This is a genomic window from Pediococcus ethanolidurans (assembly GCF_964062635.1).
GTDB lineage: Bacteria > Bacillota > Bacilli > Lactobacillales > Lactobacillaceae > Pediococcus > Pediococcus ethanolidurans.
In genome coordinates this window covers 302,415-318,411 of record NZ_OZ061250.1, presented here as the reverse complement: position 1 = coordinate 318,411, position 15,997 = coordinate 302,415, and the positions used below count along the sequence as shown (strand labels likewise).

Genomic DNA, 15,997 nt, shown 5'->3' with positions numbered 1-15,997 from the left:
AGACTATTAAAGCTCGGAAAAGAGGCTGGGAGTTTTTTCCCCAGCCTCTTCTTGCAAAACGGATAAACGAAAGGAATTCTGACTATGACAGAAGAACCAATCATTGAATTTCAGCATGTTTCTAAAACGTATCAAAATGGCACCATCGGCCTCAAAGATATTAACCTATCTATTCCACAAGGACAATTTCTCGTAGTTGTTGGCCTTTCTGGTGCGGGTAAAAGTACATTAATGCGCACAATTAATCGGATGCACGATATTTCTACAGGAAACATTTTAGTGGATGGGGAATCAATCGTTCATTTAGAAGGCAAGGAACTCCGTCGGTTGCGCAGAAGTATTGGTATGATTTTTCAAAATTTTAATTTGGTTAAACGGTCCAGTGTGCAACGGAATGTATTGTCCGGTCGCGTTGGCTATTATTCTACCTGGAAAAGTACACTAGGTTTGTTTTCAAAAGAGGATAAACAAAAAGCGATTGAGGCATTGCAACGGGTGGGCCTTGGCGAAAAACTGTATAGTCGTGCTGATGAGTTGTCAGGCGGACAGCAACAACGAGTTGCCATTGCACGGGCATTTATGCAAGATCCCAAAATTGTTTTAGCTGACGAACCGATTGCTTCGCTTGATCCACTGACAACTGAGTCCGTCATGGATGATCTAAAACGGTTGAATGAGGAATTTCATATTACAGTGATTGTAAATTTACATTCTGTGTCGTTGGCCCGACGATTTGGCGATCGGATTATTGGGTTGCGTGGTGGCGAGTTAGTTTATGACGAACCCATTAGTAAAGTAACTGAAAAAGATTTGGAGGCCATATATCAACCTGTAAGTATCGTGAAAAAAAGCGAGGTGCAAGCATGAATATCATCCCAACACGAACCTTTACACAAAAATATCATGTTAAAACGGTTGTTTGGTTAACACTATTCGTTCTACTTGTAATTGGAACTGCCAAAATGACGGGTGTTGACTTCATCATGTTTTTTGCAAATTTTGGGCAATTCACGGCGCTACTTCAACAGATGGCGAAACCTGACTGGCAATATACGAGTTTAGTCGTTCAACCAATTTTAGAAACGATTCAAATGGCCTTAATTGGTACGACTGTCGGAACCTTAGTGGCAATACCTTTTTCGGTGTTAGCAGCACGAAATATTGTAAAAAATAAATTTCTTCGTGGCATTATTCGTTTTATTCTCAACTTAGTGCGTACTTTACCAGATTTAATGTTGGCGGCATTGTTCGTTGCTATTGTGGGAATCGGTCCGGTTGCCGGCGTGTTTACGTTAGCCATCTTTTCATTTGGTATGATCTCAAAACTCTTTTATGAAGCGATTGAAACCATTGATGAGGGCCCCTTAGAAGCTTTGCAGGCAGCTGGTGCAAATAAAATTCAAATGGTAGTTTTTGCAGTTATTCCTCAGGTTTTCAACTATTTTGTAAGTTACTTCCTATACACGTTTGAAATTAACGTTCGAGCATCCACCGTTTTAGGCTATCTGGGTGCTGGTGGAATTGGTGTTTACCTTCAACGGTCATTAGATCAATTTGCATATGGACAAACGGCCATTATTATTTTAGGAATTTTGGTGGTGGTCCTAATTATTGATAGTGTCAGCAATACGCTGAGGGAGCGATTACTATGAAACAACTAACAATTAGTAATTCCACATTGCAGTCCAAACGGTATAAGTGGTTATTTTGGGTTGCAATTGTGATTGTCATTTACATTTGGGGGATCACGGGTGTGCACTTTACCGGAATTAAAGACTCCGCGGGTGAAGTTTCCCGTTCGATTGCCTATGGTATTTTTCATCCCGACTGGAAATATGTGTATGACGGCAGCGGTGAAGATTTAGTAAGTTTGATTCTACAAACTCTGGCGATGGCATTTTTAGGAACTTTCATCTCGGCAATCTTAAGTGTTCCGTTTGCCTTTTGGGCAGCGCGGACTGGTAAGCCTCGTTTTCATGTGCGATCGACTTCAGGCAAACTGGTGTTAACCTTGATTCGAACTTTTCCAGAAATTGTTTTGGCCATCATGTTCATTAAAGCGGTTGGTCCAGGCTCATTTGCGGGTGTGCTAGCGGTCAGCATTCACTCAATCGGAATGTTGGGTAAATTATTTAGCGAATCAATTGAAAATATGGATTTTGGTCCCAGTGAGGCGTTAATGAGTAGCGGTGGTAACCGGGCGCAAACGTTAGTATTTGCAACGTTGCCAACTGTTTTACCAGAGTTTCTTTCCTATACTTTATACCGATTTGAGATTGCGGTCCGTTCTGCTTCCATTTTAGGAATGGTTGGTGCCGGTGGAATTGGAACACCGCTATTGTTTGCCATTCAAACACGAACTTGGTCACGTGTTGGGATCATTTTGTTAGGTATTATTATCACGGTAACGTTGATTGATTATATTTCAGGAACGCTACGGAAACGGTTGGTGTAAGCATATGAAACTAACAATTTTGTCTACCAGTGATGTGCATGGTTACTTGTATCCTACCAATTACAGTCACCGAACAGATAAAGAAGATTATGGTTTCTTAAAAGTAGCAACTAAAATTGATCAAATTAAAACCCAGGCTGATGCTGATGAATGGGTAATTACCATTGAAAATGGCGATTTCATTCAAGGATCACCATTGACCTACTTTACGGCAAAAAAACAAGCAAAGTATCGATCAATTTATAGCCAGCTTACAAATGCAGCCGGTTATGATGCCGGCATATTGGGAAACCATGAATTTAACTATGGGCTACCGTATTTACAACAATGTGAAGCGAAGCGTAACTATCCGATTTTGGCAGCCAATTTAAAAGAAAACACTGGTGACGGTGTACTTGATGCACCCTATAAAATTTTGACACATGCTGGTGTAAAGGTAGGAATTCTGGGTTTGACTACTCAATATATTCCGCATTGGGAACAAAAAGAACATATTGTCGGCTGGCAATTTGAGTCAGCTGTTAAAGTGGCTAAAAAATGGGTACCTATATTGCGTAAACAGGTTGACGTGGTGATTGTCGCCTATCACGGAGGTTTTGAATGTGATTTGGCAACCGGTAATCCTAGCGAACGGTTGACTGGTGAAAATGAAGGTTATCAACTATTGAGTGAGGTACCGGGAATTGATGCCTTAGTTACGGGTCATCAGCACCGCGAAATTGCCACCATTTGTCAAGGTGTTCCTACCACTCAACCTGGAGAAAAGGGTAAGTATATTGGTGCTATTGAACTTGAGTTAAATGAACATCGAAAAGTAGAAAAACAGTCAACCCACTTGATTTCGGTAGCAGATGTGGTGCCTGCATTTAAATTTGAGAAATTAACGACTGATTTGCAAACAAAAGTTGAAAATTGGTTAGATGAACCAATGGGAAAAGTTGCTGGAAATATGAAAATTACTGATCCCATGAATGCACGCATGTCCGGTCATCCTTATCTGACGTTTATTAACCAGGTTCAGATGGCGGCTACTCAAACCGATTTGTCGGCAACGGCGCTATTTAATGATGAAGTGTTGGGTTACGATTCAACGGTAACGATGCGAAATATTGTGAATAGTTATGTTTATCCGAATACCTTGGTTGTGTCGGAAATTACGGGAGTGGATTTAAAACAAGCTTTGGAACGCTGTGCCAGTTTCTTTACTCTTAATTCAAACGGAAAGGTAACTGTTTCAAAAAAATTTAGAGAACCAAAAAAGCAATATTACAACTATGATATTTATAGCGGTATTAATTATGCATTTGATTTGAATAAACCGGCAAATCACCGCTTGATTGCGTTGAGTTATCATGGCAAACCTGTACAGGATGACCAGAAGCTAGCAATTGTGTTAAATCAATACCGTGGCATTGGTGGTGGTGATTATTCAATGTTTCAGGCCAACAAAATTGTGCGCGAAGTTCAAATCGATATGACCGAACTAATTAGTAATTATTTTGCGAAACATCCGATTGTACAAGCAATCGATGAAGGCAATTTTTATTTAAAAAAGTAGTGACCACGGAATTGAAATTTTCCTTAATTTTATGTTGAGTTATGCGAATTTAGAGTGGTAATCTTGTCTAAAAAAGTTAAACTTAAATAAAAGGGATGATGAACTATGAACACTAAATTGGTCAATTATGTGGTAAAAAGTTTAATTGAAAAAAATATCTCTATTACTGCTGCCGAGAGTTTAACGGGTGGTTTGTTTCAATCAGAGATTACTTCTGTTCCAGGAAGTTCTGATATCTTTACCGGCGGATTTGTCACTTATGCTGATGCAGTGAAAACACAGCTTTTAGACGTACCGGCGCCACTTATTCAACAATATGGGGTTGTGAGTTATGAAGTGGCCATAGCTATGGCACAGAGTGCTAAAAAAAAATTGCACACTGATTTGGCCGTTTCATTTACGGGGGCAGCGGGCCCTGCTGGATTAGAGGGTGAGACAGCAGGAACCGCCTGGATTGGCATTAATTTTCAGGGCCAAACGGATGCCTATGATTTGCATCATCCAGAACTTGCTCGAAACGACTTTCGAGAAGCTTGTTGTGAATTCGCGTTTCAAAAAATTAGCGATCGAATTTTATAAAATGGTTAAACATGCGGGTACCTAATTTGTAGGTGCCCTTTTTGTATACAGTTCAGTTTGTATATGATTAAAACTTTTTGAGTAGTGAGTGATCTGTTAAGTTGATGGAATTATATGATTGGAATGATTAGCTATATTTTTTTTAATGATTATAAAAATTGACAATCAATTGTCACCTGTTATAATTAAAACAACAAGTACGAACTATACTAAATTATAGTGTGAAGAATTGTTGTAAACTCACAGACATAATTATTTAAAGGAGAAACTAATTGATGAAATATACGATTACAGGAGCAACGGGTCATTTGGGTAAGATTGTGGTTCAAAATATGATCAATTTGGTTGGCTCAGAAAATGTACGAGCTGCCGTGCATACACCTGCTAAAGCTGCACAATTAACGAAACTGGGTGTGGAAGTAGTTAAGACGGATTATTTAGACATTGCTACAATGACCACTTCTTTTGAGGGCACAGATGTCTTAATCTATATCCCTAGCAAAACCTATAACGTGTTACAAAGAGTGACTGAATTTGAGAACACTTTGATTGCAATGAAGCAGGCCAATGTGACGGAAATTGTCTTTGTTAGTTTCTTCGCCGATCAAGAAAATAATCCTTTCACAATGTCAGCATATTACGGGTATGTACCGCGTCGTTTAGCTGGATCTGGCTTAAAATATGCCGTCATCAAAAATTCATTGTATGCAGATCCGTTGATTCCATATCTACCGGAATTAATTGAAAGAAAACATTTGATTTATCCGGTTGGCGATGAAAAACTCTCATTTATTACCCAAAAAGATAGTGCAGAAGCCATAGCTAATTTGGCAATTAAAGCTGAATTACGTAATCATGGACAAATTTATACGCTAACACAAGTAAAAGCATATAAAATGACGGAATTAGGTAAGATAATGTCTAAAGTGACAGATGAAAAAATTGGTTATGCACCTGTCTCGGTTACTGAATTTGCCGATATTTATGCAAGTGAAGGTGATGGAACCGAACTTACTCCATGTATCAGGCTGGAGCAATGGGGTTAATGGATTTAACAACTGCAGACTTTAAGAAACTTACGGGTCATGATCCAGAAACAATGACAGACTTTTTAAGTAAGAATTATCAAAAATAAATTTTAAAGTCAAAAAATGAGATCGAAAAAACTTATCGATCTCATTTTTGATTCTTATTTTTTAATGATGGATACACGTAAAATTGTTTTACGTTTTTCCTCAGCAACGCGGCGAAAATCAGAAAGGTAAATTTCTTTATGCGCCTTACTGGTGCGTTGATAACCCTGAGTATCTAAAAATTGTGTTAGTTTTTTGAAACTATCTGGTTCATTGTCAAAAGAACCAACGTGCAAAATCATTCCCACGGTACCTTCTGTTATGGTCTCTAAATTAAGCTGACTAAATAGCTCAGGTTTAATTTTTGTTTTCACCAAGGCTAAAGCTTGTTTGAAAACGTTTGGCGTCACAAAGCTAGGTTGTTTAATCATAATTCGGTAGACTAATTGATCCTTATCCAAACTTTCACTGTGATAATCTGCAGGTAATGTCCAAAAGCCTTCTAACGGATAAACTGTGTAATCAAAGGCATTAGGAAAAATAATGTTCTTTTTAGGAGCCATTCGAATTGCATAGCTAACTGCATATAACGCCGTAATCTTTTCTCCAAAGGCTTCACTATTCGGATTACCAGAACCTTTAATTGTGATAAATGTTTGTTTAGTAAGCGTAACGATAGATGGGGCTTTTTTGGTAGGATAAATTTCTTTTTCGGTGGTGCGCCAAACGTACTTTTCTGGCATGATTATAACCTCATTTAATTATTTCTAGTTTGTGAAACGGTTTCATCTAATTATACAATTTTTAAAGAATAATTAATGTCTCAAATAATTATTTTAGTCTGCTGACCGTTCATGCTACACTGAAATATGTTGATCAAATTTCATGAGTTTATATAAGTTATGTATGAGATGAGAAAGGGGACCATTTTTTTGAGGAGACAAGTTTATCCTGCCTACCAGCAGTTATACTTTGGGGCCTTTTTGGCAGCTATTGCTGGTGGCTTAGATGCGTACACATACTTGGAACATGGCGGCGTGTTTGCCGGCTTACAAACTGGTAACTTAATTCTATTAGGAGTCAATTTAAGCAAAGGGCATTTCGCAAAAGTCGGTTATTATCTAATTGCGATTATTGCGTTTGGACTGGGAACAATTTTTATTCGTCATGTGCAACATTATTTTAAACAGAATTATTTAAAACGTGCTTACTTTGTCTTGATTTACGAATTTGCACTGATGGTATTAGTGGCTATGATTGGTAGTAGAGCACCAGATGTGATTACCGTGATGCTTTTGGCCATTACGGCGGCAGCCCAGTTGCAGGAATTTCGAAAGCTGCAAGATGAACCGTTTACGTCGTTGATGATGACCGGAAATATTCGTACGGCTGCTGAAAATTTATATACAGGTTACGTGCATCATGATGTGCCATCGCAGCAAAAAGCTAAAAACACTGGGATTGTGGTTGGTAGCTTCATGGGCGGTGCATTTATTGCAGGTATATTTGTACCTTGGTTACAAGATGCTGCAATTTTGGTGCCAGCGGTATTGATATTAGGTGCGATTTTTTATCTATCTCAACATAGTAGATTAACATCACCTAAACGTGAAGAGGAACCAGAGACAAGTACCCAAGCAACACCAACCCGTGCGCAGAAATATGAACAAAAAACAGAACCTGAAGATGACACTGCTGAACCGGAAACAAGAAGTCGGCGTCACAGACATGGTTAAAACGCACAACTAAGTATTTTAACTTGTAATTAAAAGAGGTTACAGACAAATTCAGAATTTTGTCTGTAACCTCTTTTTAGATCGATTTTTAAGAAAAGTTGGTTAAATAAGTTTTAATTTCATTTTCATATGCTTTTTTTTGAGAATCTGTTATCCAAGCCGTTTCAAAAGAATTCTTAGCTAATTGAACAACTTGTTCTTGCGTTAGGTGATAGCTTTGTGCAAGTGACCAGTAATTGTCGTTAATGTAACCGCCAAAATAGGCAGGATCGTCCGAATTGATACTGACTTTGACGTGATGTTCAAGTAAAGTTTGAACTTCTTTGCCCTTCATGTCTTGACTCAAAAATTTGTTTGAATTTGGACACGAGGTCAAACCAATTTGGTGGGTACTGACAAACTCAACTAAATCAGGATTTTCAACAATATTAGTACCATGATCTAGTCGCTCTACGCCAATAATTTCAAGGGCTTGTTTAATGTGGTTGATAGAATCTACTTGATCGACATCGGCATGCATTGTGATGTGATATCCCGCTGAAACCGCCTTTTCAAACGATGTCGCAAATTTTAAAGGCGGATTGTGATGTTCATCTGAGTCTAGGCCAATGCCTAAAATCTTATCTTTGTAAGGGTCAGCAGCTATCAAACTTTGATAAGCCGAGGCTTTAGAGAAATCACGCAGAAAACACATAATTAAATGAGCATCCACACCGATTTCTTTTGCGTCCTGCGCGGCATGAGAGAAACCATTGATGACTGTTTCAATCGCTATCCCACGGTTTGTATGTGCTTGGGGATCAAAAAACATCTCGACGTAACGCACATTATTTTGACGTGTCTTTTTAAGATAGGTAAAAGCCAGTTCGTAAAAGTCGTCTTCTGTTTGTAAAACGGCCATAGCCTCATAATAAACAGCTAAAAAGGAAGCTAATGTATCGTATTGATAAGTTTTCTTCAAAGCTTCAAGTGAGGTTGTTCCAATGTCAATATGGTTCTTCTGCGCTAACTTGAGACGTAACTCAGGTTCAAGCGTACCCTCTAAATGAACATGTAATTCTGCCTTTGGTAAATTATCGATGAACTTCCGTGTGACCCTGTTTGTCAATTTGAAGTCCTCCTAAAATTTAAAAGCTGCTGAGTGACATTGAATTGTTAAGAGCATACCACATTTTAGGATGTCTGAATTAGAAGAATTTTTAAAGAATAAATAATTAGCTTAAAGGATGATCTTTAATAAGATAATTGACGAATCTTTTACCAACTTGAGTTAATTTTCCCTGTGGAAAGACAAGTTGCAAATCATTGTACACAGGAGGATCTAGTGATCGCATAACAAACCCATCATTTAGGAATGATTGTGCCGATTTCTCAAATAAGAAGGTAATTCTTTGAGAATTCTCAAGGCTGCCAATTAACGTTTCAATATGAGTGGTTGTGAAACGAATATTTGGTGTGAATCCGGCTTGCTGATAGAGTTTCCCTACACGTTCGTAAATGCCAGATCCAGGGCTTAAAACGACGACATCAGTGTTTGTTAAGTCTTTCATGGCAATTTTTTGTTTTTTGGCTAACGGATGATTAGCCGCCATAATTATTTTGAGTTCATCGCGATAGATATCAATGAAATGAAATTGTGATTTGTTCAAAAGTGACGTTTGAACGCTCCGTAAAATGCCTAAATCTAGTTGATTGGTTTGTAACTTTTCGAGTAGTTCATTACCCTCTAATTCTTGAAGGCGAATATTAATTTGTGGATAGTCGGTCATGAACCTATTTAATTTGTCCATAATGCCATAGGGTGAAAGAACAGGGATGCTGCCAATATTGAGCGTTCCTTTTTTTAGTTCGCGGTATTCGGAAAGTTCATTAGTCAGCATGTCGTATTGAGTCAAGATGGTTTCTGCGTATCGAAAAAAGACTTCGCCACTCTCTGTAATTGTTAAGTGACGTTTATTTTTGGTGGAAATTAGTTTTGCATCTAATTCATTTTCCATAGCATGAATTCGTTTAGAAAGGGCAGATTGGGTCATTAATAATTCGACGGCCGCATCAGAAACATTGCGTGTTTGATACAGAACTACAAAATTTTTCAAATCATCAATTGTCATGATTTTCCTCGATTCTATTATTCCTGTTGGGAATAATGCTAGTCGAAACCCGATTTGTTCGCAAGTAATTGCACTCATATAATTAAAAATGTAAAAAAATTTCAGTGTTACTGGAATTTTGAGAGTTTTATAAATTGGAGGTTATTAACTATGGCAAAAAAAGATGTTTATGATTTGCGTAAGGTTCTTGATGAATTAAAAAAAGAGCCAGGTCAATATCATGAAACCAATGTAGAAGTCGATCCAGACGCTGAATTATCTGGCGTTTACCGTTATATTGGTGCTGGTGGAACTGTGCAACGACCAACGCAAGAAGGTCCAGCAATGATGTTTAACAACGTCAAAGGTTTTCCGGACACACGTGTTTTAATGGGATTGATGGCAAGCCGTAAACGGGTTGGTAAGATGTTTCATCATGATTACCACACCCTTGGTCAATTTTTAAATGATTCCGTGGAAAATCCAGTAGATCCTGTAATGGTTGATGAAGCAGATGCACCAACTCATGAAGTTGTGCATAAATCTACAGATGCAGACTTTGATATTCGTAAACTAGTAGCAGCTCCTACTAACACACCACAAGATGCTGGTCCGTATATTACGGTTGGTGTTATCTACGGTTCTAACCCTGATAAAACTATGAGTGATGTGACAATTCACCGAATGGTCCTTGAAGACAAAGACAAATTAGGGATTTACATTATGCCCGGTGGTCGTCATATTGGTAAATTTGCTGAAGAATATGAAAAAATGAACAAACCAATGCCAATCACCATTAACATTGGTTTGGATCCCGCAATTACCATTGGGGCAACTTTTGAGTCACCTACAACACCACTAGGCTATAACGAATTAGGTGTTGCTGGTGCCATTCGTCAAGAACCGGTTCAATTAGTTAAGGGATTAACCGTTGATGAAAAGGCAATTGCTCGTTCTGAATATACTTTGGAAGGTTACATCATGCCTAATGAACGCATTCAAGAAGACATCAATACCCATACAGGCAAAGCAATGCCAGAATTTCCTGGTTATGATGGCGATGCTAATCCTGCATTGCAAGTTATTAAAGTTACGGCAGTTACCCATCGAAAAGATCCCATTATGCAAAGTGTGATTGGGCCTTCAGAGGAACATGTCAGCATGGCAGGTATTCCAACTGAAGCAAGTATTTTGTCCTTAACTAACCGAGCAATTCCTGGGAAAGTTTTGAATGTCTATAATCCTCCTGCAGGTGGTGGTAAGTTGATGACTATTATGCAGATTCATAAGGGATAATGCAGCGGATGAAGGTATTCAACGTCAGGCAGCATTATTGGCATTTTCGTCGTTTAAGGAACTGAAGACGGTATTCTTGGTTGATGAAGATGTAGATATTTTTGATATGAATGATGTGGTGTGGACAATTAATACCCGTTTTCAAGCAGACCAAGATATTATGGTGTTGCCAGGAATGCGTAATCATCCGTTGGATCCATCAGAACGTCCGGAGTATGATCCCAAATCAATTCGGACACGAGGAATGTCATCTAAGTTAGTCATTGATGGAACGGTGCCATTTGATATGAAGGATCAATTTGAACGTGCTCAGTTTAAAGAAGTGAAGGACTGGGAAAAGTATTTGAAATAGGATGCTTGAGAGAGCGACCGGTTTTTGAGTAAAGTTTTTTAAAGTAAAAATCTTAACGTAAGAAGGTGCAAACATGAAAAAAATTATCGTCGGAATTACGGGTGCTTCGGGCACGGTGTATGCAATTGACTTGTTGGAAAAATTGCATCGATTGGATGATGTGGAGGTTCATTTGGTGATGAGTCAGTGGGCAAAGAAAAATTTGGAGTTAGAGACAGATTATTCACTGAGTCAGATTAATGAGCTGGCTGACAAGGTTTATCATATTAATGATCAGGGAGCAGCAATTGCGAGTGGATCGTTTTTGAATGATGGTATGGTGATTGTGCCGGCAAGTATGAAGACGGTGGCAACGATTGCGTATGGAATTGGCGATAATTTGATTGCGCGCGCAGCGGATGTTGCGATTAAGGAACAAAGAAAACTGATAATTGTGCCAAGAGAGACGCCATTGAGTGTGATTCATTTGGAAAACTTGACGAAATTGGCAAGGGTTGGGGCACAGATAATTCCGCCGATGCCGGCGTTTTATAGTCATCCGAAGACGATTCAGGATTTGGTGAATCATCAGACGATGAAGGTGTTGGATGCGTTTGGAATTCCAAATGAGGTGGATGAGAGATGGAAATGAGTGCGTGAGCAGGAGCGATAGTTCGGTAAATCTAACCGTGACGTATGCGGGATCGCAATCCCGCGGGAGTCACGGTTAGATTTACCGAACTGCTCCTGCGAACGGTCCTAGAGCTCAGCGGAAAAAAAACAGGCAGAGACGGGTCTAACCGTGACGTATGCGGGATCGCAATCCCGCGGGAGTCATGGTTAGATTTACCAAACTGCTCTGGCGAACGGTCCTAAGGCTCAGCGGAAAAACACACTTCACTAAAATTAGCAGTATAAAAATTAATAAAATTATTCAAGGACACGACAGCAAGGCGGTGCCAAGCTGTATGTGCCCTTGTATTTTGAAATTATTCATATTTTATTCAATAACAGAATAGATCGAGGAGATGGGCAACAAGATGGATGAAAACAAGATTTCATTGAGAACTAAATTAGCGATTGTTTCAGCTGGAATGATCTCATTTATGGGTATTTTGGTAGAAACTTCGTTAAACGTTACAATGAATACGTTAAGTAATCAGTTTAACGTGAGTGTTGGTACGGTTCAGTGGATTACAACAGCCTACCTATTACTTGTGACAATTATGATGGCAGCAATGGCATTTATCATGCGGAAGTTTAAATTTCGTTCGATTTTTATTTTTTCCGCAACAGCGTTTATCGTGGGCTCCATTGTGTGTGCAATTGCAGGAACTTTCTGGATTTTATTGATTGGACGAATGATTCAGGCGATTGCAACTGGATTAGCAACGCCATTAATGTTTCAAATCATTAATGTCAAAATTCCGAGTCAACACGTTGGAACCTACAATGGGGTTGCTAGCATGTTGACATCATTATCACCAGCTTTAGGACCGACATATGGTGGTATATTAAATACATTAATTAACTGGCGTTGGATTTTCTGGGTAGTTTTGCCTCTTAGTATTGTTGTACTTATTATGGGAATGAGCAGTATAAATATTCCCGTGCAACATAAAGATGGTGAAAAGCTTTCGTTTGATAGTGTTGGTATGGTTTGGTTGAGTTTAGTTTTAATTGGGTTTGTTTGGACCTTTAATGAAGCTGGACTTGCAGGTTGGACTTCCGGTGCTTTTTGGATTTCTCTGGTTATTTCAATTTTGTTATTGGCTAGTTATGCTTGGTACAATTCCAAGAGCAGCCGTGAAGTTTTGGATTTCGGTTTATTGAAGAAAAAAGCGGTCTGGCTTCATTTAGTTAACTACTTTGTGCTAGCGTTTGTAAATATTGGTATTTCTTGGTTATTACCAATGGTTGCTGAAGTTAACTTAAAACAAAGTTCAATGGTCGCAGGACTCTTAGTGCTACCTGGAGCCTTAATCGGTGCGATTATTTCACCAAGTACGGGTGCTATTATGGATAAAAAGGGTGCTTTTTTACCATTGATGATCGGAAATATTTGCTTATTAGCATCTGTTGTCCTGTTCTTCTTCTTAAACAACGTGATGACTTCAATGATTCTTTTAGCATTATTTATTATTCTTAGAATTGGCGTTGCATTCAGCTTTGGAAATGTAATGGGTGCGGCCAGTCAACAAGTTGTGCCGGAAAAACGAGGAGACATTAATTCTTTGTTTAACATGATGCAGCAATATGCTGGTGCCATGGGAACCGTAATTTTGGCTTCAGTTGTGAGTTCTTTAGAATTGCATGGTGGTTCAGTTGTGGCGGAAACTTGTCATGGATCAGAAATTGATTATGTTATTTTGAGTGTGCTAGCCGCGGTTGCCTTAGTAACAGTTATTGTTAATCGGAGCACGCGTAAACAAGCAGTTAAAAAAGTAACATTGGCAAAAAATTAGTTAATTGAAGATTTATAAAAGACATTTGGTCAATTCTTGATCAAATGTTTTTTTGCTGTAAACTAAAAGTCTTTTGCTAATTGAGGGATACCTAAACTTAAATTGAACTAATATTCACTTTTTTTTAATTTATGTTCATTTTTTTGTAGAATTTTATTGTTTTAAGTGTTACGATCATCTAGGTAGTAAAAATCTGCAAACAATTAAATATGTGTTTATTATGATATTTTGAAAGTGACTGTTTTTGAGACGAGGAGGTTTATTATGCAAACAAGTGAGTTAAGTCGACCACTTATTTTCCGTCGTGTGTTGTTAACTGTGGATGCTGATGATCCCAATTCATCGATTCGAGCGTTTCGTTACGCTGCCACGATGGCTCATGATTATCAGATTGAATTATGTATTGTGTCCGTTTTAGAAGACGATGATGTGAACATTTTCGATGTGATGACACCAGGAAAAATGGACAAAAAAGAAAACGATGTTCGCCAAACCGTTGAAGACTACATGACAATTGCTGAAAAACTGGGAGCAGAACATGTCACAGGCTTAACAGTGGGTGCAGGCGATGTAGATGATGTAATTTTAGAACGCGTTATTCCAAAGTTTAAACCTGATTTAATTGTTTGTGGATCTGATACAGAAGAAGCAAGCCACCGTGTACCAGGAGCAGTAGGATTAAGAATTGCAAAACGGGCACACGTTTCCGTAATCGTAGTTCGATAATTCAGAGATTGAATTTTGAGAATGTTAGAAAAGAGGAAATGCCATGGCAAAAAATGACAACCAAGATAATATTAAAGAAGTGAAGATTCAAAAAGGAAAGTTGGCACGAAAGGGTCCGATCTCCGGGCATAAAGAACATCATATTATTTCATCTACAGGTGGTGCGAGTAAATCTTTAGATGAAATCAATGGAAGTGTAGAAGTTCCTCAAAATGCTGGTGTCCTAAAAACATTCTTGGCTTACTTAGGCCCGGGAGTTTTAGTTTCAGTGGGGTATATGGATCCAGGTAACTGGATTACTTCAATTTCTGGTGGAGCTCAGTTTAAGTATCGATTAATCAGTGTTATTTTGATCTCAAGTTTGATTGCAATGCTGTTGCAAGCAATGGCCGCTCGGTTGGGGATTGTAACAGGTCGTGATTTAGCGCAGCTTACCCGTGAGAAGACTTCCAAACTCGGTGGTGTTGTATTATTCATTATTACAGAACTAGCCATTATGGCCACCGATATTGCGGAAATCATTGGATCAGGGATTGCGCTAGAATTGCTGTTTGGATTTCCACTGATTGTGGGTATTATCATTACGGCGTTTGATGTTTTACTTCTATTGCTGTTAATGAAACTAGGATTTCGAAAAATTGAAGCAATTGTAGCTACCTTGGTTGCCGTAATTTTGTTTGTTTTCTTATATGAAGTTATTTTGGCACAACCAAATGTTCCAGAAATTCTCCGTGGATTTGTGCCAGGCAAAGATTTAATTGAGAACCAGTCAATGTTATATATTGGTTTAGGTATTGTGGGTGCAACTGTTATGCCCCATAATTTATATTTGGGTTCATCAATTTCACAAACCCGTAACTTTGATCGCAACGATCATAAGAGTGTGCGTAGTGCCATTCGCTATACGGTAGCTGATTCCAATATGCAATTAACGATGGCTTTTGTTGTTAACTGTTTGCTTTTAATCTTGGGAGCTGCCTTATTCTTTGGAACTAACTCAGATTTAGGCCGTTTTGTTGATTTATATAACGCATTGGGTAATTCAAAAATTGTTGGTGCTGTTGCAAGTCCAGTATTAAGTATGTTATTTGCAATCGCCTTACTCTCTTCAGGTCAAAGCTCCACGATTACTGGAACTTTATCTGGTCAAATTATTATGGAAGGCTTCATTCGCTTACGGATGCCATTATGGGCACAACGTTTGTTAACCCGATTACTAGCCATTATTCCTGTATTGGGATTTGCCATTTACTATCATGGTAATGAGTCACAAATCGAAAACTTGCTGACATTTTCACAGGTGTTTTTGAGTGCTGCGTTACCGTTTGCCATGGTTCCACTAATTATTTTTACCGGTAGTAAAAAGATTATGGGTGAGTTTGCAAACCGGATGTGGGTTAATGTCTGTGCATGGATTGCGGCGGTTGTTTTGATTATTTTAAATATTTGGTTAATCTTACAGACTATATAATTAGAATCAAAAAGTTGATTTGAGTATTAAGGTTACTGACTAATAAAAGACTAGGAAAAATTAATTTTTTCCGGTCTTTTTTGTTTTGCTTGAAAAAATAAGTTATTTTTTTGTGAGAGTGTTTCCTTTTACACACCCATTCAGTTCATGAGATACTGTCACTATAGGTATACGGTTATGACTACAATAACAGTAATTCAAGAAAGAAGGACTTATT

General features: G+C 38.4%; 13 protein-coding genes and 2 pseudogenes. 12 read left to right on the top strand and 3 right to left on the bottom strand.

The genetic code is table 11. The features are described 5' to 3' along the window. Positions 1–84: 84 nt before the first annotated feature. The 6 genes and pseudogenes from phnC to AB3219_RS01515 all read left to right on the top strand — a co-directional run bounded on the left by phnC (position 85) and on the right by AB3219_RS01515 (position 5,727). Complete coding sequence (gene phnC, locus AB3219_RS01540) at positions 85–867, top strand: phosphonate ABC transporter ATP-binding protein (RefSeq protein WP_216754122.1); 783 nt, start codon at positions 85–87, stop codon at positions 865–867. Further along, the gene (gene phnE, locus AB3219_RS01535) at positions 864–1,652 is read left to right on the top strand and encodes a phosphonate ABC transporter, permease protein PhnE (protein WP_216754121.1); all 789 of its coding nucleotides are present in this window, start codon (positions 864–866) and stop codon (positions 1,650–1,652) included. The genes phnC and phnE (AB3219_RS01535) overlap by 4 nt, the downstream gene beginning before the upstream one ends. Continuing rightward, the gene (gene phnE / locus AB3219_RS01530) at positions 1,649–2,455 is read left to right on the top strand and encodes a phosphonate ABC transporter, permease protein PhnE (protein ID WP_216754120.1); all 807 of its coding nucleotides are present in this window, start codon (positions 1,649–1,651) and stop codon (positions 2,453–2,455) included. Before phnE (AB3219_RS01535) ends, phnE (AB3219_RS01530) begins: the two co-directional genes overlap by 4 nt. A gap of 4 nt (positions 2,456–2,459) precedes the next feature. After that, complete coding sequence (locus tag AB3219_RS01525; RefSeq protein WP_216754119.1) at positions 2,460–4,013, top strand: bifunctional UDP-sugar hydrolase/5'-nucleotidase; 1,554 nt, start codon at positions 2,460–2,462, stop codon at positions 4,011–4,013. A 105-nt stretch (positions 4,014–4,118) separates the two neighbouring features. Beyond that, positions 4,119–4,592 (top strand): CinA family protein, encoded by a 474-nt coding sequence (locus AB3219_RS01520; protein WP_216754118.1) that lies wholly within the window; start codon positions 4,119–4,121, stop codon positions 4,590–4,592. A gap of 275 nt (positions 4,593–4,867) precedes the next feature. Further along, a pseudogene (locus AB3219_RS01515) lies at positions 4,868–5,727 on the top strand (NAD(P)H-binding protein). A gap of 54 nt (positions 5,728–5,781) precedes the next feature. Here the strand turns inward: AB3219_RS01515 and AB3219_RS01510 are convergent. Beyond that, on the bottom strand, positions 5,782–6,408 hold the full coding sequence (locus AB3219_RS01510; RefSeq protein WP_216754116.1) for a GyrI-like domain-containing protein: 627 nt from the start codon (positions 6,406–6,408) through the stop codon (positions 5,782–5,784). A gap of 189 nt (positions 6,409–6,597) precedes the next feature. Here AB3219_RS01510 and AB3219_RS01505 point away from each other — a divergent pair, with 189 nt between their 5' ends. After that, a complete protein-coding gene (locus tag AB3219_RS01505) occupies positions 6,598–7,401 on the top strand; it encodes a YoaK family protein (protein ID WP_253953621.1) in 804 nt (267 codons plus the stop codon). 88 nt (positions 7,402–7,489) lie between these two features. Here AB3219_RS01505 and add read toward each other — a convergent pair whose 3' ends face one another. Together add and AB3219_RS01495 are read right to left on the bottom strand one after the other, a co-directional pair. Then, positions 7,490–8,509 (bottom strand): adenosine deaminase, encoded by a 1,020-nt coding sequence (add, locus tag AB3219_RS01500; protein WP_216754115.1) that lies wholly within the window; start codon positions 8,507–8,509, stop codon positions 7,490–7,492. Positions 8,510–8,615: 106 nt separating this feature from the next. Then, positions 8,616–9,512 carry a LysR family transcriptional regulator gene (locus AB3219_RS01495; RefSeq protein ID WP_216754114.1) on the bottom strand — a complete coding sequence of 299 codons (897 nt, stop codon included), beginning with the start codon at positions 9,510–9,512 and terminating at the stop codon, positions 8,616–8,618. Positions 9,513–9,662: 150 nt separating this feature from the next. Here AB3219_RS01495 and AB3219_RS01490 point away from each other — a divergent pair. From AB3219_RS01490 to AB3219_RS01470, 5 genes and pseudogenes are all read left to right on the top strand, one after another. Next, a pseudogene (locus AB3219_RS01490) lies at positions 9,663–11,139 on the top strand (UbiD family decarboxylase). Between the two features lie 73 nt (positions 11,140–11,212). Beyond that, entirely contained in the window at positions 11,213–11,770 is a 558-nt protein-coding gene (locus AB3219_RS01485; protein WP_216754112.1) for a UbiX family flavin prenyltransferase, read from the top strand. A 388-nt stretch (positions 11,771–12,158) separates the two neighbouring features. Next, positions 12,159–13,583 carry an MFS transporter gene (locus AB3219_RS01480; protein WP_216754111.1) on the top strand — a complete coding sequence of 475 codons (1,425 nt, stop codon included), beginning with the start codon at positions 12,159–12,161 and terminating at the stop codon, positions 13,581–13,583. 264 nt (positions 13,584–13,847) lie between these two features. Further along, positions 13,848–14,309 (top strand): universal stress protein, encoded by a 462-nt coding sequence (locus tag AB3219_RS01475; protein ID WP_057806463.1) that lies wholly within the window; start codon positions 13,848–13,850, stop codon positions 14,307–14,309. A 43-nt stretch (positions 14,310–14,352) separates the two neighbouring features. After that, positions 14,353–15,780, top strand: a complete 1,428-nt coding sequence (locus tag AB3219_RS01470; protein WP_216754109.1) for an Nramp family divalent metal transporter — start codon at positions 14,353–14,355, stop codon at positions 15,778–15,780. Positions 15,781–15,997 lie beyond the last annotated feature (217 nt).

Excerpts from the sequence above, each read along its gene's own strand:
- AB3219_RS01480 (WP_216754111.1), top strand. The coding sequence starts at position 12,159 with ATGGATGAAAACAAGATTTCATTGAGAACTAAATTAGCGATTGTTTCA.
- phnC (WP_216754122.1), top strand. The coding sequence starts at position 85 with ATGACAGAAGAACCAATCATTGAATTTCAGCATGTTTCTAAAACGTAT.
- AB3219_RS01525 (WP_216754119.1), top strand. The coding sequence starts at position 2,460 with ATGAAACTAACAATTTTGTCTACCAGTGATGTGCATGGTTACTTGTAT.
- AB3219_RS01475 (WP_057806463.1), top strand. The coding sequence starts at position 13,848 with ATGCAAACAAGTGAGTTAAGTCGACCACTTATTTTCCGTCGTGTGTTG.
- AB3219_RS01485 (WP_216754112.1), top strand. The coding sequence starts at position 11,213 with ATGAAAAAAATTATCGTCGGAATTACGGGTGCTTCGGGCACGGTGTAT.
- phnE (WP_216754120.1), top strand. The coding sequence starts at position 1,649 with ATGAAACAACTAACAATTAGTAATTCCACATTGCAGTCCAAACGGTAT.
- AB3219_RS01510 (WP_216754116.1), bottom strand. The coding sequence starts at position 6,408 with ATGCCAGAAAAGTACGTTTGGCGCACCACCGAAAAAGAAATTTATCCT.
- AB3219_RS01470 (WP_216754109.1), top strand. The coding sequence starts at position 14,353 with ATGGCAAAAAATGACAACCAAGATAATATTAAAGAAGTGAAGATTCAA.
- phnE (WP_216754121.1), top strand. The coding sequence starts at position 864 with ATGAATATCATCCCAACACGAACCTTTACACAAAAATATCATGTTAAA.
- AB3219_RS01520 (WP_216754118.1), top strand. The coding sequence starts at position 4,119 with ATGAACACTAAATTGGTCAATTATGTGGTAAAAAGTTTAATTGAAAAA.
- AB3219_RS01495 (WP_216754114.1), bottom strand. The coding sequence starts at position 9,512 with ATGACAATTGATGATTTGAAAAATTTTGTAGTTCTGTATCAAACACGC.